The organism is Seonamhaeicola aphaedonensis (assembly GCF_003386195.1).
Lineage (GTDB): Bacteria > Bacteroidota > Bacteroidia > Flavobacteriales > Flavobacteriaceae > Seonamhaeicola > Seonamhaeicola aphaedonensis.
Genome location: NZ_QRDX01000001.1, coordinates 238,258 through 261,160, shown reverse-complemented (window position 1 = coordinate 261,160; position 22,903 = coordinate 238,258). Strand labels below are relative to the sequence as shown.

At 33.2% G+C, this 22,903-nt stretch carries 21 protein-coding genes and 1 tRNA gene; 8 read left to right on the top strand and 14 right to left on the bottom strand.

Features of this window, described 5'->3' with window-relative positions; genetic code table 11:
* Positions 1–68 precede the first annotated feature (68 nt).
* On the top strand, positions 69–800 hold the full coding sequence (locus DFQ02_RS01210; RefSeq protein WP_116039161.1) for a metallophosphoesterase family protein: 732 nt from the start codon (positions 69–71) through the stop codon (positions 798–800).
* Here DFQ02_RS01210 and DFQ02_RS01205 read toward each other — a convergent pair whose 3' ends face one another.
* From DFQ02_RS01205 to DFQ02_RS01150, 12 genes are all read right to left on the bottom strand, one after another.
* Complete coding sequence (locus DFQ02_RS01205; protein ID WP_116039160.1) at positions 801–2,330, bottom strand: carboxypeptidase-like regulatory domain-containing protein; 1,530 nt, start codon at positions 2,328–2,330, stop codon at positions 801–803.
* 74 nt (positions 2,331–2,404) lie between these two features.
* Positions 2,405–3,124, bottom strand: a complete 720-nt coding sequence (locus tag DFQ02_RS01200; RefSeq protein ID WP_116039159.1) for a TIGR04283 family arsenosugar biosynthesis glycosyltransferase — start codon at positions 3,122–3,124, stop codon at positions 2,405–2,407.
* Positions 3,117–3,962: a DUF547 domain-containing protein gene (locus DFQ02_RS01195; RefSeq protein WP_116039158.1), complete on the bottom strand. Its 846-nt coding sequence runs from the start codon at positions 3,960–3,962 to the stop codon at positions 3,117–3,119. Before DFQ02_RS01195 ends, DFQ02_RS01200 begins: the two co-directional genes overlap by 8 nt.
* 13 nt (positions 3,963–3,975) lie before the next feature.
* On the bottom strand, positions 3,976–4,947 hold the full coding sequence (gene arsM, locus DFQ02_RS01190) for an arsenosugar biosynthesis arsenite methyltransferase ArsM (RefSeq protein ID WP_116039157.1): 972 nt from the start codon (positions 4,945–4,947) through the stop codon (positions 3,976–3,978).
* A 2-nt stretch (positions 4,948–4,949) separates the two neighbouring features.
* Complete coding sequence (locus tag DFQ02_RS01185; RefSeq protein WP_116039156.1) at positions 4,950–5,762, bottom strand: purine-nucleoside phosphorylase; 813 nt, start codon at positions 5,760–5,762, stop codon at positions 4,950–4,952.
* Positions 5,755–6,435, bottom strand: a complete 681-nt coding sequence (locus DFQ02_RS01180; RefSeq protein ID WP_116039155.1) for a TIGR04282 family arsenosugar biosynthesis glycosyltransferase — start codon at positions 6,433–6,435, stop codon at positions 5,755–5,757. Before DFQ02_RS01180 ends, DFQ02_RS01185 begins: the two co-directional genes overlap by 8 nt.
* Positions 6,377–6,871: a rhodanese-like domain-containing protein gene (locus tag DFQ02_RS01175; RefSeq protein WP_116039154.1), complete on the bottom strand. Its 495-nt coding sequence runs from the start codon at positions 6,869–6,871 to the stop codon at positions 6,377–6,379. Before DFQ02_RS01175 ends, DFQ02_RS01180 begins: the two co-directional genes overlap by 59 nt.
* Before the next feature lie 9 nt (positions 6,872–6,880).
* On the bottom strand, positions 6,881–7,936 hold the full coding sequence (arsS, locus tag DFQ02_RS01170; RefSeq protein WP_116039153.1) for an arsenosugar biosynthesis radical SAM (seleno)protein ArsS: 1,056 nt from the start codon (positions 7,934–7,936) through the stop codon (positions 6,881–6,883).
* Between the two features lie 3 nt (positions 7,937–7,939).
* Complete coding sequence (locus DFQ02_RS01165; RefSeq protein WP_116039152.1) at positions 7,940–8,275, bottom strand: arsenosugar biosynthesis-associated peroxidase-like protein; 336 nt, start codon at positions 8,273–8,275, stop codon at positions 7,940–7,942.
* Between the two features lie 141 nt (positions 8,276–8,416).
* A complete protein-coding gene (gene acs / locus DFQ02_RS01160) occupies positions 8,417–10,345 on the bottom strand; it encodes an acetate--CoA ligase (RefSeq protein ID WP_116039151.1) in 1,929 nt (642 codons plus the stop codon).
* 10 nt (positions 10,346–10,355) lie between these two features.
* Positions 10,356–12,167, bottom strand: a complete 1,812-nt coding sequence (locus tag DFQ02_RS01155; RefSeq protein ID WP_116039150.1) for a sodium:solute symporter family protein — start codon at positions 12,165–12,167, stop codon at positions 10,356–10,358.
* A gap of 189 nt (positions 12,168–12,356) precedes the next feature.
* Positions 12,357–12,429 (bottom strand) — tRNA-Phe (locus DFQ02_RS01150).
* Positions 12,430–12,600: 171 nt separating this feature from the next.
* On the opposite strand from DFQ02_RS01150, the gene DFQ02_RS01145 reads away from it, so the two are divergent.
* The 7 genes from DFQ02_RS01145 (at position 12,601) to DFQ02_RS01115 (ending at position 20,553) form a co-directional block, all read left to right on the top strand.
* Complete coding sequence (locus tag DFQ02_RS01145; RefSeq protein WP_116039149.1) at positions 12,601–13,332, top strand: type III pantothenate kinase; 732 nt, start codon at positions 12,601–12,603, stop codon at positions 13,330–13,332.
* Positions 13,329–14,633: a hypothetical protein gene (locus tag DFQ02_RS01140; protein ID WP_116039148.1), complete on the top strand. Its 1,305-nt coding sequence runs from the start codon at positions 13,329–13,331 to the stop codon at positions 14,631–14,633. Before DFQ02_RS01145 ends, DFQ02_RS01140 begins: the two co-directional genes overlap by 4 nt.
* Before the next feature lie 24 nt (positions 14,634–14,657).
* Positions 14,658–16,040 (top strand): tetratricopeptide repeat protein, encoded by a 1,383-nt coding sequence (locus DFQ02_RS01135; protein WP_116039147.1) that lies wholly within the window; start codon positions 14,658–14,660, stop codon positions 16,038–16,040.
* 39 nt (positions 16,041–16,079) lie between these two features.
* Positions 16,080–16,631, top strand: coding sequence for an LPS export ABC transporter periplasmic protein LptC (gene lptC, locus DFQ02_RS01130; RefSeq protein ID WP_116039146.1), 552 nt, complete (start codon positions 16,080–16,082; stop codon positions 16,629–16,631).
* Between the two features lie 146 nt (positions 16,632–16,777).
* Positions 16,778–16,972, top strand: coding sequence for an LPXTG cell wall anchor domain-containing protein (locus DFQ02_RS01125; RefSeq protein ID WP_116039652.1), 195 nt, complete (start codon positions 16,778–16,780; stop codon positions 16,970–16,972).
* 3 nt (positions 16,973–16,975) lie between these two features.
* Complete coding sequence (locus DFQ02_RS01120; protein WP_116039145.1) at positions 16,976–18,265, top strand: hemolysin family protein; 1,290 nt, start codon at positions 16,976–16,978, stop codon at positions 18,263–18,265.
* A gap of 137 nt (positions 18,266–18,402) precedes the next feature.
* Complete coding sequence (locus DFQ02_RS01115) at positions 18,403–20,553, top strand: SurA N-terminal domain-containing protein (protein WP_116039144.1); 2,151 nt, start codon at positions 18,403–18,405, stop codon at positions 20,551–20,553.
* A 68-nt stretch (positions 20,554–20,621) separates the two neighbouring features.
* Here DFQ02_RS01115 and DFQ02_RS01110 read toward each other — a convergent pair whose 3' ends face one another.
* Together DFQ02_RS01110 and DFQ02_RS01105 are read right to left on the bottom strand one after the other, a co-directional pair.
* Positions 20,622–21,530 carry a GYDIA family GHMP kinase gene (locus tag DFQ02_RS01110; RefSeq protein ID WP_116039143.1) on the bottom strand — a complete coding sequence of 303 codons (909 nt, stop codon included), beginning with the start codon at positions 21,528–21,530 and terminating at the stop codon, positions 20,622–20,624.
* Complete coding sequence (locus tag DFQ02_RS01105) at positions 21,530–22,852, bottom strand: hydroxymethylglutaryl-CoA reductase, degradative (protein ID WP_116039142.1); 1,323 nt, start codon at positions 22,850–22,852, stop codon at positions 21,530–21,532. Before DFQ02_RS01105 ends, DFQ02_RS01110 begins: the two co-directional genes overlap by 1 nt.
* Positions 22,853–22,903: the final 51 nt, after the last annotated feature.

The window sequence follows — 22,903 nt, the reverse complement described above, 5'->3', positions numbered from 1 at the left end:
CTAACTTAACCTCATTAGTCTTCAGAATTACAATATTAAATTCTAGTTTTACTGAAAATTATTATTAGATGGAGCGCGTAATAGCAATTGGAGACATACATGGAGGCTTAAAGGCTTTAATTCAGGTTTTAAATAAAGTTGAGTTAAAAGACGAAGACCATTTAATTTTTGTTGGTGATTATGTTGATGGATGGAGTGAATCTGCACAAGTTATACAGTTTTTAATAGATCTTTCTAAAACCATTAATTGCATTTTTATAAAAGGAAATCATGATGTATGGGCAGAAGAATGGTTAAGAAGTGGTGAGGTAAACCCTACTTGGTATATGCACGGTGGAAAAGAAACCATGGAAAGTTATGAGGGGTTTTTGGAGGACGAGAAATCTAAACATTTACACTTCTTTGAAAATATGAAAATGTATCATATAGACTCAGAAAACCGTTTGTTTTTGCATGCTGGTTTTACGTCTATGCATGGTGTAGAAAAAGAAGTGTTTCAACAAACACTATATTTTGACAGAACACTTTGGGAAATGGCCTTGACTATGGATAAACGACTTGAAAAGCATTCTGAGTTATATCCAAAACGATTAAAGCTCTATCATGAAATTTACATTGGGCATACTCCTACTATTCATTTTAATTCTGATGTACCCATCCAAGCCATGAATGTTTGGAATATTGATACAGGTGCTGCATTTACGGGAAAAATATCTGCTATGGACATTGATACTAAAGCTTTTTGGCAGAGTGATGATTTACCCATCCTTTACCCAAATGAAAAGGGTAGAAATAAGTAATCAATCAATACTCTTAAAATCCTTAATAGCTTGATTAGGTTCTATTACATTGTAGCCTTCCCAAAAGACTGGGTCGTAAGCCGATAAATAGGTTGGGGTTACATTAGGTTTTTCCTCAAAGACATCATAAACCGTTTTATTGATAGTTTTGCTTTCAAAAACTACTAATTCTTTTTTTGTGCTGTTTGATATAGTAAAGTGAAGGTCTGTTGAGAGTTCATTCTGCTTTCTTCTACCTTTTACATTTTTGTTCTTCTCAATAATTTTCAACGGACGCTTAATGCCGAAGTTATTTCCAGTTTCAGACTCAGCATATTTTAAAGTGTACGTATCCACATCATTTTTAGCATAGATTAATGTGCCTCGATGTAGTTCTTCTTGATACGAAATACCTAAGAGCTTAAAATTTCTCAAGGATTTTACGTTCTCATAGTCTACTCTTATTATGGCAAAATCATCTGTGTTTATATATAACAGACCTTTATAGTCGGCATTACGCTTAGGCTGGAAACTTATTTTATAAACAAATTCTCCATTTAAAAAGATATAGTCCAATAACTCAAACATGTACTTTTTGGGCTTTTCTAGAAAGTTTAAATGAGAGTCTTCAAATACAAAGCTGCTACGTTCTAAATTAGAAATGGTGTTTTTTCTGTGTTTTAAGAAGTTTTTTTTACGTTGTTGTTCCTTCTTTTTCTGCTCTTCAATAAACGCATCGGTTTTTTCTTTTTCCTTTTGTTTTTCCGCATCAGCACTGTCAAAGAAAGAGGAATCTATTGCTTCCTTGGTGCCAAAAATCCCAGACTTAATTTTAAAATATGAATCACGCTTAATATGCTTTTTAAAGATGTCGTTAAACCGTTTTTCAAGTCCGTTAAATGATACTTCCTTCTTTTTGTCGTAGAGATGAGATGCTTTAATAATATCTAATTTTTTAGATTCTTCTGGATAGGTTTTTGTGTATAAATCGGCTAGTATTTCAGTGTAATCATCAGATTCTTTAGGCATAATAGACATAATACTGTCTATAAAATGTTGATTAAATTCGGGAATGGTAGATTCTTTTACTTTAATACTGTTTTTAATAATATGGTTAAAATAAGATTCTCTGTAAAACAACCTACTTCGGTTATATTCAAAGTCATAATTATTACCTAGGTTTTCATAAGTCTTTTTAATAATGTCATCTACAGAATAGTTTTTGTTTGATACCAAAACTTCATCTAACTCAATAGATTTTTGACTTAATAAAATAACTTGATTTGTAAAGTTTAAAGCAGGAAATTTTTTGGTCTTGTACCCTAAACAACTAATAAAAACAGAATCAAATTTTGAAAGCTTTGTTTTAAAGTGAATTTGAAAATTGCCATCACTATTACTAATAACGCCAGACTTTTTTCCGTAGCTAATGGTAGCAAAAGGAATAGGTTTTTGGGTAGTAGAATCAATTAATCTGGCACTTATAGATTCTTGAGAAAATAAAAGCGTAAATGATATAAAACAAAATAAACTTGCTAAACAGTATTTCATTGATCTTGATTTTGCTATGAAATTAAGTTATTACAAAAACACGACCACCTAATTAACTTTTTGTTACATGAGTTTTATGATTTTTTAAGAATAATATGCTTTAAATAATATTTATTTAAAGTTTGAGCATCTGCACCCAACCATTTTTTTATGTGAATAGTGCAATAATGATATTGTAATTTCCACATGCCATTGGTTTTATAACGTCTAGATGATGTTACCAACCATTCTTGAATTACCACAAACTGTTTGTGTTTATAAAGCTTGCTTATTAAATCATTGTCTTCATATATGGTATAACTTTCATCATAACCACCAATCTTATAAAATAAAGATTTGGTAATGAATAGGCTTTGGTCTCCTCCTCTACATGCTCTCCAATTAAATTGAGTGAACCAACCAGCCAATTTAAGCCACCAGTGGCTACTATCAAATTGCATTCTAAAACAACCAGCATTATTGCCTTTTTTTATTTCATTTAAAATATAATTGTCGAAGTTTTTTGGAGGAAAGGAATCGGCATGTAAAAAATATAATATATTGCCAGTAGCATATTTAGCACCATTATTCATTTGTTTGGCTCTTCCTTTTTTAGAAGTTATTAATTGAACATAGGCATCATATTTAGTGGCAAAATAGTCAACCACTTTTTTTGTTCCATCAAAACTCCCTCCATCTACGACAATAATTTCTGAAATATTGGTTTTCGAAGAGTTTTCAATAAGGTATGAAAGTAGCGACTTTATATTAGAAACTTCGTTTAAAACAGGTATGATGATAGAGATTTTATTCATTGAGATTCCAACTGTAATCTTTATAACTAATTTTGGCTTTTTCTGAAATGCTTACGTCAGTATACACGTTCAAATAATCAATTAAAGAACCATTATTAAAATCTTTGGAAAACCACTGAAATATTTTAGATAGTTTCAATTCGTTTTCTGAAATTTCATTACGTTCAGTATCGCTTAAAAACTCTTTGGTTGCATTTCTTAATTGAGTTTCTAAATTGAAAGTGGTAAAAGCCTCATTTTGAAGTTTTGGGCAAGAGTAAGACGCACAAACTATTGCAAAATGAATACGTGGTTCGTTCATTTTTCGTAAAATCTGATGCTCTATTTCATCTAAATTGTACCATTTATCTTCTAATTTCCAGAGTCGTTGCTTCCATGGTTTATTGATTTCTTTAATGCTTTTAATAGGATAATGTCTTAAAATTAAATCAACAGTAAATGCATTATAGGCATTAATCCAGTAAGCTAACTTGTAGTTTTTAGAACTTTCTTTTTTGGGTAGAGAATTTTGGAGAACTGTAATATATTCTTCAAGTTTAATGTAATCTTTTTTAAAACCTTGATAATCTACTAACCCATCATTTGAAACATATTTTTCTAAAAGATTATTCCATAATTGATGCTCAGTGGAAACGTTAGCAGTTACTTTATCTAACCTATCTTCAAATACAATATTGCTAATATCGGGTCTAGTTTCAATAGTGTCAACTGTAGTTGTGATACTTTTATTGACACTCTTTTCTTGTGGTCTTTCAGATATTTCAATTGTCTTTTTTGTTCCTCTACAGGATACCAACAAGAAAACACAAAAAGTAAGGCATAAAAAATTGCGCATCATAAAAAATTAACAACTAGCAACAGCCACCGCCGTCATAATGATAGGTAGATTCACTTATGAAAATATCATCTCTGTTTAATGCTGCTAAATTATCTGCCGTTTTATCACAAACCGCCAAAGGTTGATTTTTTATTAAAATATGTCCCGCATTATCATCAAAAAAATCATCATCTCCAAAATAGATCGCTGCTTTACCAGTAAATATACAAGGGCCATCAGCAGGCATGGGGTCTTTTATGGCTGCTACTTCAATAGATTCTATATATATCAATTCATCGGTTTCGTAGTGTTTCGGACTTAAAATACGGTAGGGTTTTCTGGCTCTAATTTCAATGGTTCCAAAACCGGCATCGGTGAGCATTGTTACATAGTCTTTTATGGGTAAACTTCCACTAAGACATAAAGCACGTAAACGGTCATCATTTCTAAGTGACTCACTCATTGGTTGTTCGCAAGTAGGATCGCTCATTACCAATCGTCCATGAGGTTTTAATACGCGAAACATTTCGGCAATGGCCTTTTTTAAATCCTCTTCTTTAAAAATATTGAATAAACAATTTTGAGCCGCTACATCTATACTGTTATCTTGAACGGGAAGATTAAGCGCATCTCCTTTTCGTAAATCAACAAATTCACTTTTAAACCAAGGGTTTAATGTCTCAGCTTCCTTAAAGTTTTTTCTAGAGGCTTCCAGCATTTCGTCAACTACGTCAATACCTACCACACCATCCTTTTCCCTATTAAAATAGGAGAACTGTAAAAGTTCCATGCCTCCGCCAACTCCAACATACAGCATTTTTGGGTTGTTGCTTAAATCTCTGGCATGAACTGTAGAACCACAACCATAATTCATCTCTTGCATGATTTTCGGTATTTTTAATCCTGGTAGTTCCCATATGGGATTTGTAGTGCAACACAGTCCAACATCGGGAGTTAAAGCAGCTTGTTTATAAACATCGTGTGTGGTATCTAGATAATTGCTCATAATTATAAGGTCTTAATCAATTCTTTAAATAAGGTTATCATATCAGGTTCTGCTTTAGAAGCGTTGGCTATAATATCCTCAATATTTATAGGTTCTAAGTTATCTGGGTCGCACTCATCCGTTAAAACTGACACAGCTGCTACTTTAAGTTTAAGGTGATTGGCAACTATAATTTCTGGAACAGTACTCATCCCCACAGCATCGGCTCCAATAAGTTTTAACATACGATATTCTGCCCGAGTTTCCAGTTGGGGACCAACAACAGATGCGTATACACCTTTGTGTAAAACGATATTATTTTTTTTAGCAATGGATTGGAATGTTCTGTTAGTTTCTTCATCATAGGGCATACTCATATCTGTGAAACGTTCTCCTAGGAGTTCCACACCTCTAAAAGCTAATGGAGAGCTACCTTGAAGATTAATATGATCATCTATAAGCATTAATTCACCCTTTTTAAAGTTTAAATTGATAGCGCCTGCGGCATTAGAAACTAAAAGTGCTTTAATACCCAGTTTCTCCATAATACGCACAGGATATGTTACATCTTGTAATGTATAGCCTTCGTAAACGTGAAAACGACCTTGCATAACAACCACCTTTTTACCTTCAAGAATGCCATAAATAAGTTTGCCTTTATGAAACTCGACGGTGGCCGTTGGAAAGTTGGGAATATGATTGTAGCTTGCTTCCTTGATAATCTCAATTTCGTTAATTAATTGCCCTAAACCAGTACCTAAAATGATGCCTAATTCTGGGTTTTCAAATCCTTTTTCAAGTAAATAATTTACTGTTTCTTCAATATACTTAATCATGTAACTGTTTAATTTTTTCTTGTAACTCTATATTCGATTGATAAAATTTTGATGCAATCAAATCTTCAAAAGTATCAATGTCATTCAAAAGCTCTAAAGTAGTAAATGTTATGTTATGAAATTCTAACTCGTTTATTGTTTCTTTTAATAAATTTGATTGACTCCAAGGTTTATTGTTAAATAACATTTCATGCATTTTACGCATTCCAATAAGATAATAACCACCATCTTCTGCTGGACCAAAAACCACGTCGTTTTTAATTAAAGCAGATAGGCCATTTTCAAGGTGTTTCGCTTTTATGTCTGGTAAATCAGAGCCTATTAAAACAATTCTGTTGTATCCGTCATGAAAACCATCTAAAAAAGCACTTTTCATTCGTTCACCTAAGTCAGCTCCTTTTTGAACGGTTTTATAGAGTCCTTCCCATTTAGAATTCACAACGGTATCTGAGAAATAAATACGTTTATCAATACTTAGATTTTCAAGTGCTCTTTCGGTAATTTTCACCAACTCACTATAAACTTCAAAAGCGCCTTGGTCTCCAATGGTTTTGGCAAGACGTGTTTTTACTTTACCAAGTTTGATGTTTTTAACAAAAACAATAATCAATGCCTTATTCATAAACTTTAATACCTTTTTGTAACCATTTGCTCCAATCTTTACTAAAGGCATGTACGCTATCGGTTTCTTGCTCTTTTAAATTGTAAACTTTTTGTTGATTATTTTTCCATTCAAAAATTCCACCGTATAAATTGAAAACGTTTTTATATCCCGATTTTTTAAGTTTTTCGGCAACATCTTCAGAACGAATACCCAAAGAGCAGTACACCACAATTTTAGAATTTTTGTTTGGTATTTTTTGAGAGGTAGAATCAATATTAAAGAAATCATACCCAACAGCAATAGCATCTTTTAAATGACTAGTTGCATATTCTCTTTGTTCTCTGGCATCCAAAAGAATAATGTTGTCTGGGTATGATTTCAATTCATCTACATGAATATACGGAATATTTCCCGAATTATATCTCTTAAGTAATTGATCTAAGTTCTTTTGAGAATAACCTAAGGTAGAAATTAAAAAAATAAAACAAAAGAAAGTTTTTTGCATAACTAATATTTAAGCTACAGTACCTTGACAGCTACTGCCCGCACCAGCAGTACAACCATAACAGTGTTGTGAGATTACTATAGGTCTGCCTTCTAAAAGATCCTCATTATATTCTGATATATGCTTCACTTTACTATTCACAGGTAATTCCAACATTTGGTTAAAATCGCAATCATATAAGTAGCCATCCCAACTCACGGAGAGCGTATTGGTACACATCACATTAGCTACAGCCATTGGGTTATATGCTTCCACTAAATTGTACATATAGTCTTCGTAATTATCAGAGGCTATTAGGTAATCTAAAAACCTACTAATTGGTAAATTAGTAATAGCGAATAGGTTATGAAAATAAATCCCGAAATCTTCAAGCAAAGCTTTTTTGAAATCTCTTTCCATAGAGGCTTGATTGCTAGGTAGAAATGCCCCTGAAGGGTTATAAACCAAATCTAGTCTTAAATTACTATTGGGCATACCATAGCCTACAGCATTCAATTCTTTTAGAGCATCAATGGATTTGTCAAAAACCCCATAACCACGTTGTTTGTCAGTTTTTCCGCGTGTCCAATGTGGCATAGAGCTAACAACATGTACGTTATGCTTTTTGAAGAATTCTGGTAAATCAGCATATTTTTTGTTAGCCTTAATGATAGTAAGGTTTGAGCGAACTATAAAATCTTTAACACCTGCTTTAGAAGCTTCTTCTACAAACCACCTGAAGTTGGGGTTCATTTCTGGTGCTCCGCCTGTTAAATCTAGGGTATGAGCTCCAGTATTTTTAATAACCTCCAAACATTGCTGCATGGTGTCTTGGCTCATGATTTCCTTGCGGTCTGGACCAGCATCAACATGGCAATGTTCACAAACCTGATTGCACATGTACCCCACATTAATTTGTAGAATTTCTAGTTTTTTTGCTTTAAGTGGGAATTGATTACTCTCGGCTATTTTATCTTTGAAAGTGGGTAATTCACCATTTTGAAAAATACCATTTGATAGAATTTCGAGTTGCCGTTTACTGTTTGCTAATTGACTTTCGCTTTTATGAAGTGACTTTGTAGCCATTAATTACATATCTAATTTATTAACTTTATTCATCATTTGAACGCCATGTACTAAAGTTGCTCCACTTTTTATAGCGGCACCAACATGAACAGCCTCTATCATTTCTTCTTTAGTAATGCCGCGTTGTAAGCCATCTTTGGTGTAGGCGTCAATGCAGTAGGGGCATTGTTCTGTATGCGCTACCGCCAAAGCAATTAATGATTTTTCTCTGGCAGTAAGTGCACCGTCCTCAAAAACTTTTCCGTAATAATCAAAGAATTTGTTACCTAGTTCCTCGCTCCATTCTGTGATTTTTCCAAATTTTCTTAGGTCTGCGGGGTCGTAATATGTTTTACTCATCTTTTATGTTTTGGTCTAAAATATGAAAATATAAAATCTTAAGTCGATAATAATTTCTCTACATAACAGAGTGTTGTAAATATTTTTGAGAACGACAAGGATGTCACTTATATGAGAGTCTTTTTTCTTTTGAAAAGAACTTTACCAGTTGGTGTTTTTAGAGTCCTTAGCTCCATCAATAATACTCTGGACAATCTCAGGATTTAGTAATGTACTGGTATCCCCTAAGTTTGATGTATCATTACAGGCAATTTTTCTAAGAATACGTCTCATAATTTTACCCGAACGTGTCTTTGGCAATCCTTGGGTAAATTGAATTTTATCTAGTTTAGCTATAGGGCCAATGTGTTCTGTTATTATTTGATTAATCTCTTTTCGAAGATTAGTATGATCTCTACTTTCACCTGTATCTTTCAGTATTACAAATCCATAAAGAGCATTTCCTTTTATATCATGTGGAAAACCAACGATAGCCGACTCTGCAACTGCTGGATGTTCATTTACAGCATCTTCAATAGGGGCGGTTCCTAAATTATGTCCTGATACAATAATAACATCATCAACTCTTCCAGTAATTCGATAATATCCAACCTCATCGCGCAAAGCACCGTCACCAGTAAAGTACTTGTTTTCAAAAGCCGAAAAATATGTGTCTTTATATCTTTGATGATTTCCCCAAATGGTGCGAGCCATACTTGGCCAAGGGAATTTTATACATAGGCGCCCATCAACTTGATTACCTTTAATTTCATATCCGTTTTCATCCATCAAGGCTGGCTGAATTCCTATAAAAGGTAGTGTGGCATAGGTTGGTTTTGTAGGTGTTACAAATGGGATGGGGGTAATCATAATACCACCAGTTTCAGTTTGCCACCAGGTATCTACTATAGGACTTTTCTTTTTACCAATATTATCGTTGTACCAATGCCAGGCTTCTTCATTTATGGGTTCTCCAACCGAACCTAGAGTTTTTAATGAGGATAAATCATACTTTTCAACCACTTCTAACCCTTGTTTAGCCAGAGCTCTAATGGCTGTTGGGGCTGTGTAGAACTGATTAATTTTGTGTTTTTCAACAATTTCCCAAAAGCGACCATAATCAGGGTAACTTGGAACACCTTCAAACATAACAGTTGTAGCTCCATTTGCCAGGGGTCCGTATACGATGTAACTATGTCCTGTTATCCAGCCAATATCGGCAGTACACCAATAAATATCATCTTCTCTATATTGGAATACATTTTTAAAAGTATAAGCAGTATATACCATATAGCCTGCCGTTGTGTGTACCATGCCTTTGGGCATACCGGTTGAACCTGATGTATATAAAATAAACAAGGCGTCTTCAGCATTCATTACTTCAGCTGCACAAACGGAAGAAGCCTCATCTAATAAAGGTTGTAGCCATTTGTCTCTTCCAATTTTCATGTTAATGTCTGACAAAATACGTCTAGCTACTAAGACGGTCTCTACGCAAGGGCAATCGTTAAGAGCTTCGTCTACAATGCCCTTGAGGTCTATAGTTTTAGCTCCTCGATAAGAACCATCGCTGGTAATTACCATTTTACATTGAGAATCATTAATTCTAGTGGATAGAGCCGTTGATGAAAAACCTGCAAAAACAACTGAATGAATGGCTCCTATTCTGGCACAAGCTAAAACCGAAACTGCTAATTCAGGGATCATGGGAAGATAGATGCACACTCGGTCTCCTTTTTCTATTCCATGGTCTTTTAAAACGTTTGCAAATTTGTTGACACGTTCTGAAAGTTCTCTATAGCTAATAGAAACAGAAGCTTCTTTAGGGTTGTTCGGTTCAAAAAGAATAGCGGTTTTATCACCTCTTGTTGCTAAATGTCTGTCAATGCAATTTTCGGTGATGTTTAATTGTGCGCCTTCAAACCATTTTACTTCGGGTTTAGAAAAATCCCAGCTTAAAACAGTATCCCATTTTTTTCGCCACATAAAATGCTCTTCAGCAACTTCTTCCCAGAAATTTTCTGGTTCTCTAACCGATTTTCTATATACCTGATAGTATTCTTCTAAATGTTTTATGTGGTAATTGCTCATAATTTTTTTATTACAGAACGTTTTCTTTTATTTTTTTCCACGTATTCTTGAGTAAATAAGCTGAAATTATTGCAATAGCACCAAGCAATACAGAATTAATGTACTTGCCATATATATAATAGCCAGTAGCAAACATGCAAGAATATATTAGAATGCAACCAAGTAGTATAGCTAAAATTCCTGAAGGAACACTCCATTTTTTCGAATCTTCAATATCTATACCCTCTGCTTTAGCCTCAGAAACAATTTTTTTCCACCCAGGGCCTCCTGGTTGGATTTTCTTATAAAAACTTTGCATGGTTTCTTTGTTTTCTGGTTTAGTTGTAAAAGTAGCAGTTATCCATATAACAGTGGTTATAAGTACGCTTATAGGATATTCATAGTAATCATGAAAAATTCCATTGTCATGATTAAAAAGATAATCACCTATATATGTGAATTTGAATAATATGGTAACAATTCCAGAGGCAAACATTGCAGTTATTTCACTCCATGCGTTTATTCGCCACCAAAACCATCTTAAAATAAAAATTAAACCGGTTCCAGCTCCAAACATTAAAAGAGCATCAAATAATTGTAGTGCATTTTGTAATAATAAAGCTAAAAGCGCACTTAGTATCATAAGTGAAATAGTTGATAGTCTTCCTATTGCTACTAATTTTTTTTCTGAAGCATTTGGGTTAACTTGCTGCTTATAGAAGTCATAGACTATATAAGAAGAACCCCAATTTAGTTGTGTTGAAATGGTGCTCATGTAAGCAGCAACTAATGAAGCAAGCACCAAGCCTAATAATCCACTTGGTAACTTTGTTAGCATTGCTGAATAGGCAAGATCATGACCAAGTTTATCTGCAGATATATTAGGAAAAGCTTCTTGGATACTTGATAGATCGGGAAAAACGACTAGTGAAGCTAATGCCACCAAAATCCACGGCCAAGGACGCAAAGCATAATGCATAATATTAAAGAAAAATGTAGCACCTATAGCATGGTTTTCATCTTTTGCTGCAAGCATACGCTGTGCTATATATCCACCACCTCCAGGTTCTGCTCCAGGGTACCATGAACTCCACCATTGTACTGCTAAAGGAATAACTAGTAAGGTTATAATAGCTTTATTATCGTTAAAATCTGGTAGAATATTAAGTTTGCTAGATACATTTTCATTAACCATAAGGGCATCAATACCACCCACTTCTGGAATGTTAATTAAATAATAAGCAGCGCCAATTGCTCCAGCCATTGCTGTAAAAAATAATATGAAATCGGTATATACAACTCCTTTGAAACCACCTAAAGCACTGAATATGACTGTAATTAGTCCAGCACTTATAACCGTCTCCCAAGGTTCAAGTCCTAACATAATGCCTCCAATTTTAATCGCAGCAAGTGTTACCGACGACATCGTGATTACATTAAAAATGACTCCTAGATATAGGGCTCTAAATTTTCTTAAGAAAGAAGCAGCTTTTCCACTGTAACGAAATTCATAAAATTCAATATCAGTATTCACATTAGATTTACGCCAAAGTTTAGCATAAACAAAAACTGTAAGTAACCCAGTTATTAAAAAAGCCCACCAAACCCAATTCCCAGACACGCCATTGGATCTAACTATGTCTGTAACTAAATTAGGAGTGTCAGTAGAAAACGTTGTGGCAACCATAGAAATACCCAATAACCACCATGGCATTGTGCGACCTGATAAGAAATATTCAGATGAGTTTTTTCCAGATTTTTTTGAGACCAATAATCCTATGGAAAGTGTGATTGTAAAAAAAATAATTATTAAAAAATAGTCTAAAGAACTTAATTCTACCATCCAATCAAATTTAGTGTCAAATATTACAAAGTTTTATCACAAGCTAAAAGTATAGATAAAAATAATTTATAACAAAAAGAATTTTTAGACTAAGATTTATATTGTGTGTGTGAAATTTTTAATTGTTAGAAGAATAAATGTTATTATAACAAAAAACCCTGTAAACATTGCTGTTTCAGGGTTTTTAAGTGGTACCTCCAGGAATCGAACCAGGGACACAAGGATTTTCAGTCCTTTGCTCTACCAACTGAGCTAAGGTACCTCGCTAAAGCGGTTGCAAATATAAATTCTATTTTATTATTCGCCAAAATAAAAATACAAAAAAAATCATTAACATATTTTAAGGGTTAGCAGCTTCTTTGAAGTTAATATTATCAAATAATTAAGAATATAATTATTTGCGTTTTGTAATTTTAACCCTTTTACCAGACTTATGAATTTAATTGTTGATGTAGGAAATTCTTTTGTTAAACTTGCTGTTTTCAGTAAAACTATTTTAAAACACAAACAGACTATAGAATGTGATGCACTATTTGAGAATGTTAAGTTGTTAGTTAAAAGATTTAAATCAATAAAGCAAGGGATTATTTCTTCCGTGGGAACATTGAATAATGAAGACATATCAGAAATAAATGAATTTGTCAGACTTTTAATATTAAATTCAGAAACTAGACTTCCTTTTAAAAACGAATACAAGACACCAAGAACCTTGGGGGTAGATAGAATAGCATTAGTAAGTGCAGCGGTGAGACTGTACCCTAATAAAGATGTCTTGGTTATTGATGCGGGCACATGTATTACTTATGATTTTATAAACTCAAGAAATGAATACTTAGGAGGTGCTATTTCGCCTGGGTTGCGTACCCGCTATAAGTCATTAAATAATTTAACTGCTAACTTACCGTTATTAGAGACAGAACAACCTAAAGATATTATTGGAGTATCTACCAAAGAATCCATGCATGCGGGTGTTATATTTGGAGCTTTAAATGAGATTGATGGTATGATTGATAGTTATAAACTTAAATATCCTGATTTAACAGTTATTTTAACAGGAGGAGATGCTAATTTCTTGTCTAAACAATTAAAAAATAGCATATTTGCCAATTCAAATTTTCTTTTAGAAGGTTTAAACTACATTTTACAATATAATTCAAACGAATGATTAAAAAACTTGTATTAGTTTTTACTGTTTTTATAGCCATTTATGGTTATGCTCAAGAAGGTACAGCATCTCCGTACTCTTTTTATGGCATAGGAAGTCTTAAATTTAAGGGTACAGTTGAAAACAGAAGCATGGGGGGTATTGGTGTTTACATAGATAGTATTCATGTTAATTTACGTAATCCTGCATCGTATGCCACTGATAATTTATCATACCTTAACGATGAGAATAGACCGGTAAAGTTTACAGTTGGAGGAAGTCATTCTAGTATTAATTTAGAGGGAGCCTCAGAGAGTGATAAAACAAGTTCAACCACCTTTGATTATGTAGCGCTTACTGTACCTATGGGTGAATTTGGTTTTGGTTTTGGGTTATTACCTTATACATCTGTTGGGTATAAACTAGAGTCTTTAAATGACGATAATAATATAGAAAATAGATTTACAGGAGAAGGGGGCTTAAATAAAGCTTTTTTTGGGTTAGGTTATAGAGTTGCAAAAGGTTTAAGCATAGGTATTGATGCACAATATAACTTTGGTAGTGTAAGAAATAGTACGGTGGAATATTTATATGATGATGGTATACCAACACAATTTCAATCAAGAGAAAATAATCGTTCAGATTTAAGTGGTTTAAATTTTAATATTGGATTATCTTATGGTACTTTAATAACTGAAAGTTTAGAGTTAGCTACCACTTTCACATACACACCAGAGAGTACATTAGTGTCTAAAAACGAACGATCTATTGCTACTATTACTACGAACGCTAATACGGGACGTGAGTTTGTAAATGATTTAATTGATATTGATTTGGAGGCTTTAGGTTTATTAGAGACAGATTTGGTATTGCCATCCAAAATATCGTTTGGGTTAGGAATAGGAAAACCTAGAAATTGGTTTGTTGGAGGTGAATACACATTACAAAAGACCAGTCAATTTTCCAATCCGCTTTACAGTAGTGCTAGTACGAGTTACGAAGATGCTTCTACAATTTCCTTTGGAGGTTTTTATATCCCAGATTACAATTCACTCAATAACTATTTGAAAAGAACTATTTACAGAGCAGGAGTTCGATATGAAAAAACGGGACTTAATCTAAATACAGAATCAATTGATGAGTTTGGCATATCTTTTGGTGTAGGATTACCATTAAGAGGAGGGTTATCTAGTGCCAATGTAGGTTTAGAGCTTGGTAAAAGAGGAACAACTAATAGTAATTTAATACAAGAGAATTTTATTAATCTCCAATTAAGCTTATCTTTGGGCGACATTTGGTTCCAGAAAAGAAAATATAACTAACAAAACACGAGTAAATTAATTACCATGAAGACGAAAATAACTTTTTTACTAACCTTATTAATAGGATTGAGTTTTGGTTTTGCACAACAGGACGAAGAGTGCATGACCAAGCTATCTATATTTCATGAATATGTCAAAGCAAAAAATTTTGATGCTGCTTATGAACCTTGGTCGGCTGTAAGAAATAAATGCCCAAAGTTTAATAATGCCATTTATGTTGATGGAGAAAAAATATTAGAACATAAAATTGAGAATTCATCTGGAGCCGATAAATTTGGGTATATAAATGATTTAATTAAACTTTATGAACAAAGAGCTGAAAATTTCCCTAGTAAGACACCAAGAGGAAAGTATGGAGCCATGGCATGTCAATTGATGTATGATTATAGAAATGAGCTCAATAAGACACCACAAGAACTTTACGAATGTTTTGATGCTGTTTACAATGAAGATAAAGAGAACTTTACCAATCCAAAAAGTCTATATACGTATTTTTCTTTAATGGTAGAATTGTTTGATTCTGGTAAAAAACCGGCTCAGGCTCTGTTTAACAAGTATGATGACGTTGTTGCTAAAATTGAAGACGAGGTTAAAAATTATTCTAATAAGCTTAATAAATTAATAGCCAAAGAAGACACTGGAGTAGCACTAACAAAAAAGGAAGGTAGTTATAAAAGATTTTATGAAAGTTATTTAAAGGCCTATGATCAAATTTCATCAGGTGTTGATAGTCAACTAGGTACAAGGGCTAATTGTGAGAATTTAATACCTTTATACCAAAAGAATTTTGATGAGAATAAGAATGATACGGCTTGGTTACAAAGTGCTATGAACTTAATGTTTCAGAAAGAATGTACAGATGATCCTATGTTCGTGAAAATAGTTGAGCAAAAAAACGCCTTATCGCCAGATGCTAATACAGCATTTTATGTAGGGTTACTTAAAGATAAAGAAGGTAAAACCAGCGAAGCGATTAGTTTTTATGAACAAGCAATTAATTTAGAAACCGACGATTTTAAAAAGTCTAAGTTGTATTACAAGATAGCAACAAAACTCAAAGCTAAAGGTGACTATAGTGCTGCTAGAAATTATTACAGACAAGCATTAAAACTTAATCCATCTAACGGACGCCCATACTTAGCCATTGCGGCCATGTATGCAGCTAGCGCTAATAATTGTGGTGATACTAACTTTAATAAAAGAGCCGTGTATTGGTATGCTGCTGACGAAGCAAAAAAAGCAGCAAGGGTAGACCCAACGCTTAGTAAAGCGGCTAGTCAATCTGTTGCTAATTACAAAGCAAAAGCACCATCAAAAGCTGAGATTTTTAGTTGTGCTTGTTCAGGACAGGTGATAAAGTTCAATTGTTGGATAGGAGGTTCTGTAACAGTACCTGCAATAAAATAATTGATTTTCAGTTTGGGTGATTAATACTCAACACCATACATGAAACAATTAATTACATATTATATACCATGCATAGTCACAGTTTTTACTGTGACTATGTTTTTTTCGTGTAAGGACAACTATAATGAAGTCCAAAAAATTGGTGTTTCTGAAAATGAACCTATAGGAGAAGCAGAGAATTTCAATCTTAAATATACCGATTCTGGAAAGGTTACAAGGCATTTAATAGGAAAAAAAATGTTTGATTATACCAACAGAGATTTTCCTTATTACGAATTTACCGATGGTGTTATACTTAATATTTTTGACAAAGATAAAAAGAGTACTGTAGTATCAGATTATGCCGTTGTGTATGATAAAACAAGTATTATAGATTTACAAGGTAATGTCGTCATAACGACACATGATAATAGAATTTTAAAGTCTGATCAATTGTATTTTGACCGAAAAAAAGAGTGGTTGTTTACCAATCAGCCCGTTACATTTACTTCAGGGCAAGATATTATACATGGTAATGGTTTTGATTCTAATGGAGAATTTTCTAATGCCGAAGTGTTAGAGGTTACAGGTATTTTTACAGTTGAAGAATAATTGGTTTCAGTCTATATCTTTCCTAAATTATTTATCTTTACATTAAATTAAAACAATGAAACATCCATGTCTAATTTTTAGACACACAGTGAAATAGGATTATTTGGATGTTACACGTAACCCTTGAGAAAAAAATAAATAAACACATGAAATATTCAAGTATCTTTCAATACGCCTATTTAGTTTTTGCTGTTCTATTTACCTATGATGGTATTTCAAAATGGGGCGATGGTAGTAATGGCGCATACATATCACTAGGTTTGGCAGCTTTAGCTGTTTTCATGTTTTACTTCAGAAGAAGGTTTAATAAAAAATTCCAGAATAGGAATAACCAGTCTTAGTAAATGACAATTTATGTTGTTATTATAGTAGTTTCCTTAATGCTTTCAGCATTTTTCTCGGGTATGGAGATAGCCTATGTGTCTTCAAATAAAATTCATATTGAAATTGAGAAAAAGCAAGAGGGTATACTTGCCAAAGTTTTAAGTAAGCTTACTGCAAAACCATCAAAGTTTATTACTACCATGCTTATAGGAAACAATATTGCTTTGGTAATCTATGGGTTTTTTATGGGTGATTTATTGGTTGATTGGTTCCAATCTTTATTACATACAGAAAGCAGCTTTTTAAATTATTTACTAACAGATTTAAGCCTGCTGTCACAAACAGTCATTTCAACATTTGTAATTTTAATTACTGCCGAATTTTTACCTAAGGTGTTTTTTCAAATTTATGCCAATACGCTTATAAAAGTACTAGCAATACCAGCATATATTTTTTATGTTTTATTTAGTTTCATATCGGGTTTTGTCATCTGGATATCAGATATGGTATTAAAAACATTTTTTAAAACCGAAGGAGACCAAATTCAATTAGCGTTTACAAAAGTAGAACTGGGGCATTACATAAGTGAGCAAATGGAATCTGTTGAGGAACATGATGAAGTAGATTCTGAAATACAGATATTTCAAAATGCCTTAGAGTTTTCCGAAGTAAAAGCTCGCGAAGTGATGGTGCCTAGAACGGAGATTATTGCGGTTGAAATTGGCGAGTCTATAAAAACACTCAACACACTTTTTACTGAAACTGGGAGAACAAAAATTTTAGTTTATAAAGACACTATAGATGATATTTTAGGATACGTGCATTCTTTTGAACTTTTTAAAAAGCATAAAGACATTAAGTCTATGATGCTTCCGGTTGAGTTTGTACCTGAAACGGTTCTCATAAAAGATGTTTTAAGTGTATTAACAAAAAAAAGGCGTAGTATGGCAGTGGTAATAGATGAGTATGGAGGAACATCTGGGATTATGACCGTTGAGGATATTGTTGAAGAGTTATTTGGTGAGATTGAAGACGAGCATGACACTGTAGATTTAATTGAAGAAAAAATAGATGAAGTCACTTATAGTTTTTCAGCGAGATTAGAAGTAGATTATATAAACGAAACATACAAAATTAATCTTCCTGAAAGCGAAAACTATGAAACTCTTGGTGGTTTAATAGTAAACCATACCGAAGAAATACCTCCTAAGGATGAAGTTGTGAAAATTGAGAATTTTCAGTTTACCATTATAGAAGTCTCTAATACCAAAATTGATTTAGTGAAACTAAAGGTGTTAGAAGATAATTAATGGCTGTTTCTGCTTTTATTATTAAATAGAAAATGTTATTTTCGCGCACGATATTTTCGTCAATCATGTTAATTTGATTGGAAATCCAACTATTAAATAAAAAATCCTAAACGGATTATAAAAATCAAATATAAAAAATGGCAATTTTAAATAAGATTAGGCAAAAAACTTTAGTATTAATTCTCGTTATTGCTATGGCACTTTTTGCTTTTGTATTATCTGGTCTTTTTGATGGAAGCGCTAGCTTCTCAGATAAATCACAAAGTGTTGTTGGATCTGTTAATGGAAAAGACATAACACGCGAGGATTTTCAGCAAAAAACTGAAACGATGCAAAGACAAATGGGACCCAATGCAACCAATACTCAGGTTATGAACCGAGTTTGGGATCAAGAAGTAAGAACAGCAGTTCTTGAAACTCAATTTGAAGCCTTAGGTATTTCTGTTGAAAAAGATCAAATGAGAGATTTAATTAAGAATGCTATGGCTAGCAACCCTCAGTTTTTAAATGAGGCAGGGTTATTTGATGAAGACAAATTAAACGAGTTTATTGCTAACCTCAAAGATATTGCTCCTAATCCTGGTTTTATAGGTGGCCAGCCACTTACATACTCAGATTGGATTAATTTTGAGCAAAATTTGGCATCAAACGGATTACAACAAAACTATTTTAATTTGGTAAGAGCGGGCCTAACAGGAACTTTAGCAGAAGGTGAGTTAGAGCATAAATTAGAAGGGAATAAAATAGATATTAAGTTTGTTCAAGTGCCTTACACTTCAATTCCAGATAGTATTGTAAAAGTGTCAAAATCTGAAATTTCAAAATATATCAACAATCATAAAAAGGATTTTGAAGTTGAGGAATCTAGAGATATTAAATTTGTGCAATTCAATGAAGTTGCTTCTTTAGAAGATGAAAATGCTATCAAGGAAGGGTTAAATACCCTTTTAAATGGAAGATTTGTTGATGAAACTGGTAGAAAAGATACTATTATAGCTTTTTCAAAAGTTAAAAACAACGCAGAATACATCAACTTAAATTCTGATATTAAGTTTAATGACCGCTTTTTATTTAAATCTGGATTAGCTTCTGAAGTAGCAGATAGTTTGTTTAATTTAAAAGTTGGAGAAACTTATGGGCCATACAAAGAAGCCGGTCATTTTAAAATTTCAAAATTAATTGCAGAAAAAAATATTCCAGACTCAGCAAAAGTAAGACACATCTTAATTCCGTTTATAGGTTCACAAAGTGCCGCTCCAGATGTAACTTTAACAGAAGAACAAGCAGAAGAAAGAGCCGATAGTTTATTAAAGGTAATTAGAAGTAATCGCTCTAAGTTTCCAGAGTTGGTAAAGGAGTTTTCATCAGATCAGGGAAGTGTTGAGAACGAAGGACGTTATGATTGGCATCCATACAACACGATGGTTCCAGAGTTTAATGACTTTGAATTTGAAGGTAAAGTTGGGGACTTAGGGGTTGTCAAAACTGTTTTTGGTTTCCACATTATTGAAATTGAAGGGCAGAAGGATAAGAAGAGAGCTGTTCAAATAGGAACTATCGCTAGAAAAATAGAGCCATCTGAAACTACTACTGCTAAAATTTTCAGGGATGCCTCTAAATTTGAAATTGATGCTGCAACAAAAGGATTTGAGGAATTAGCAGAAGAAAATAAATATACGGTTAGACCTTTAGAAGGTATTAAAGCCTTAGACGAAAGTATTCCAGGTGTTGGTAACCAAAGACAAATTGTTCGTTGGACTTTTGAGGATGATGCTAAAGTTGGAGATATTAAACGTTTTAATATTCCAGGTGGTTATATAGTAGCGCAATTAGTGGCTAAAAATGAAGCCGGTTTAATGTCGGTTGATGATGCTACAGCTACGGTTTTGCCAATTATTAGAAAAGAGAAGAAAGCAGAATTAATCAAGGAAAGAATATCTGCTACTACATTAGAAGATTTAGCAACAGCAGAAAATACCACTGCCAGAAGTGCCTCTGCAATCAATATGAAAAACCCAACCATTTCTGGTGCTGGTAGAGAGCCTCTAGTTGTTGGAACTGCTTTTGGTTTAAATGAAGGAGAAACTTCTGGGCTTATCGTAGGAGAAAAAGGCGTATATATGCTACAGGTTACCAAAGTGACCCCAGCGGTAGAGCTGGATAATTATCAAGCTGCAGCTAATAGAGTTGAGCAGCAAAAATCTACTATAGTAAATAGTAAATTATATAATGCATTAAAAGCTGCAGCAGACATCGAAGATAATAGAGCAGCGTCTCAAATACAGTAAAAAAATAAGGGATTTAAAAGAAAGCCTCGTTATTTAACGAGGCTTTCTTTTTATATGTCATTTTATGTTTATAAAATCATATCAGCGTATGAGATAATAGTTTCATAACCTTTGCTCTTAAAATAGATGGTGGGGTTTTGATCAGATGCTGCCAAAACAAAATCACCTCCCCAAGCACCAAGACTTTTTAGGCTTCCATCAAAATCATTAAAGAGTAATTCTTTAACTGTTTTTTGATTAGTAAAATCAGAAATGATATTTTCATGTTGATTCATTAATCTTTTAAACTCCTCAAAAGAATCACAAGTAATCATTTTTAAAGTGATATTATTAACTTCTTTAATGGTTTCATTAATATTTACTTTATCCTGAGCTCTATAATGTGCAATACCTTCTCTACTATTCTGTTTTTTATTAAGGTGAATAAAATAAAGGTGTTCTTCAAACGAAGGTTTAAAACTTACTTGATTAATTATTGGAGTTTTATAATCTAGTTTATAAGTAATAGGTGTATTATTTTGAGAGCAAGCAATATCGTAACCACTACCTTTAAAGGTTTCTTCCAAAAGCTTAAAAGCATCAATGTTTGCCCATTGTGCTATATTGTTGATTAAGGTTGAGGAGGTTCCCAACCCCCAATTTTTAGGAAAATCTAAAACGGTTGATATGTTGTACCCTTCGCCAGCATTTAAAAAACTTGGATTTATTTTTTTAACAGCTTTAAATATTTGAAGTAGTCTTTTAGAAATGTCATCATTCTGAGCTTGTTTTAGTATCTCACCATGCCATTCAAATTGATTTTCAAACCAAATGTTACCATTTTCATCAATACTTTTCCAGTGTAAAATAGACTCTGGAATGCTTTCAATTTTAAGACTTTGTCCAAATTTTGTTGGTACAGCTAAGGAGATGGCACCATCTAGAACCACATACTCACCTGTAATCAAAAGCTTGCCGTTGCTGTAAAAATTTTGCATTAATTATTGGCTCTTAAATATTGAATGGCTTCAACTACGGCACTATGCGTCACGGTGTTCTTTTTGAAATATTCAACAAGTTTTTCTTTTTCTATAGCAGTAGCATCAAACTGATTTAAGATATTCATCAAATGCATTTTCATATGCCCCTGTTGAATGCCCGTAGTTGTGAGCGATCTTAAGGCGGCAAAATTTTGTGCTAAACCTGCTACAGCAACAATTTGCATGAGTTCTTTAGCTGACGGTTTATGTAACATCTCTAAAGCTAATTTAACGAGTGGATGTAAACTAGTAAGTCCGCCAACAGTGCCTAAAGCTAATGGAATTTCAATCCAAAACTTAAAAATATCATTATCTATTTTAGCATGTGTTAGGCTGCCATATTGACCTTTTCTTGCAGCATAGGCATGAACACAGGCTTCAATAGCTCTAAAATCGTTACCAGTCGCTAAAACCACCGCATCAATACCGTTCATGATACCTTTGTTGTGGGTTACAGCGCGGTAAGGTTCTATTTCAGCTATATTCACCGCCTGAACAAATTTTTCAGCAAATGCCCTTCCAGAAACCACTTTGTTGTCTGATAATTCATCAATATGACAACTTACTTCGGCTCTTACTAAACATTCAGGGACATAATTAGACAGTATACTCATAATAATATCAATTTGCTTTTCATCTTCAGAAAACAAATCGAAATTTAAAGCTTCTTCTCTAAACGTTTTTGCAAACTGTTCTAAACAAGAATTGATAAAATTGGCACCCATAGCATCTAGCGTTTCAAAAGAGGTATGAAGTTGATAATAACCTTTTATAGCCTCGGTTTTACTTCGCAATTCAATATCAATAATACCACCACCACGTTTTTCCATATTAGAAGTGATATGTTTTGTGGTACTAATGAGTTTGGGTTTTACAGTATTGAAAAAAGTTTGTAGCTTATCAAAATTACCTTTATAGATAAAGTGTACTTGTCCAATTTTAGTGGTAGAAATCACCTTTGTTTTAAATCCACCTCTCTCTAGCCAAAATTTAGCAGCCTTACTTGCTGCGGCCACAACAGAGCTTTCTTCAATAGCCATGGGTATAGTGTATAGCGTATCATTTATCAAAAAATTTGGAGCAACTCCAAGTGGTAAATAATAGTTAGTTATAGTGTTTTCAATAAATTCATCGTGAAGCTGTTGTAGTTTTTCGTTGGTATTCCAATATTGCTTTATAATATTTTTAGCACTTTCGGCATTTGAAAAATAAGTATCTACAATCCAGTCAATTTTTTTTGACTTAGAAAGCTTTGAAAAACCAGCAATAGACTTACTCATATAAAATTGTTTAGAAAGGCAAAGATACTACTCTTGGTATGAATATTGAAT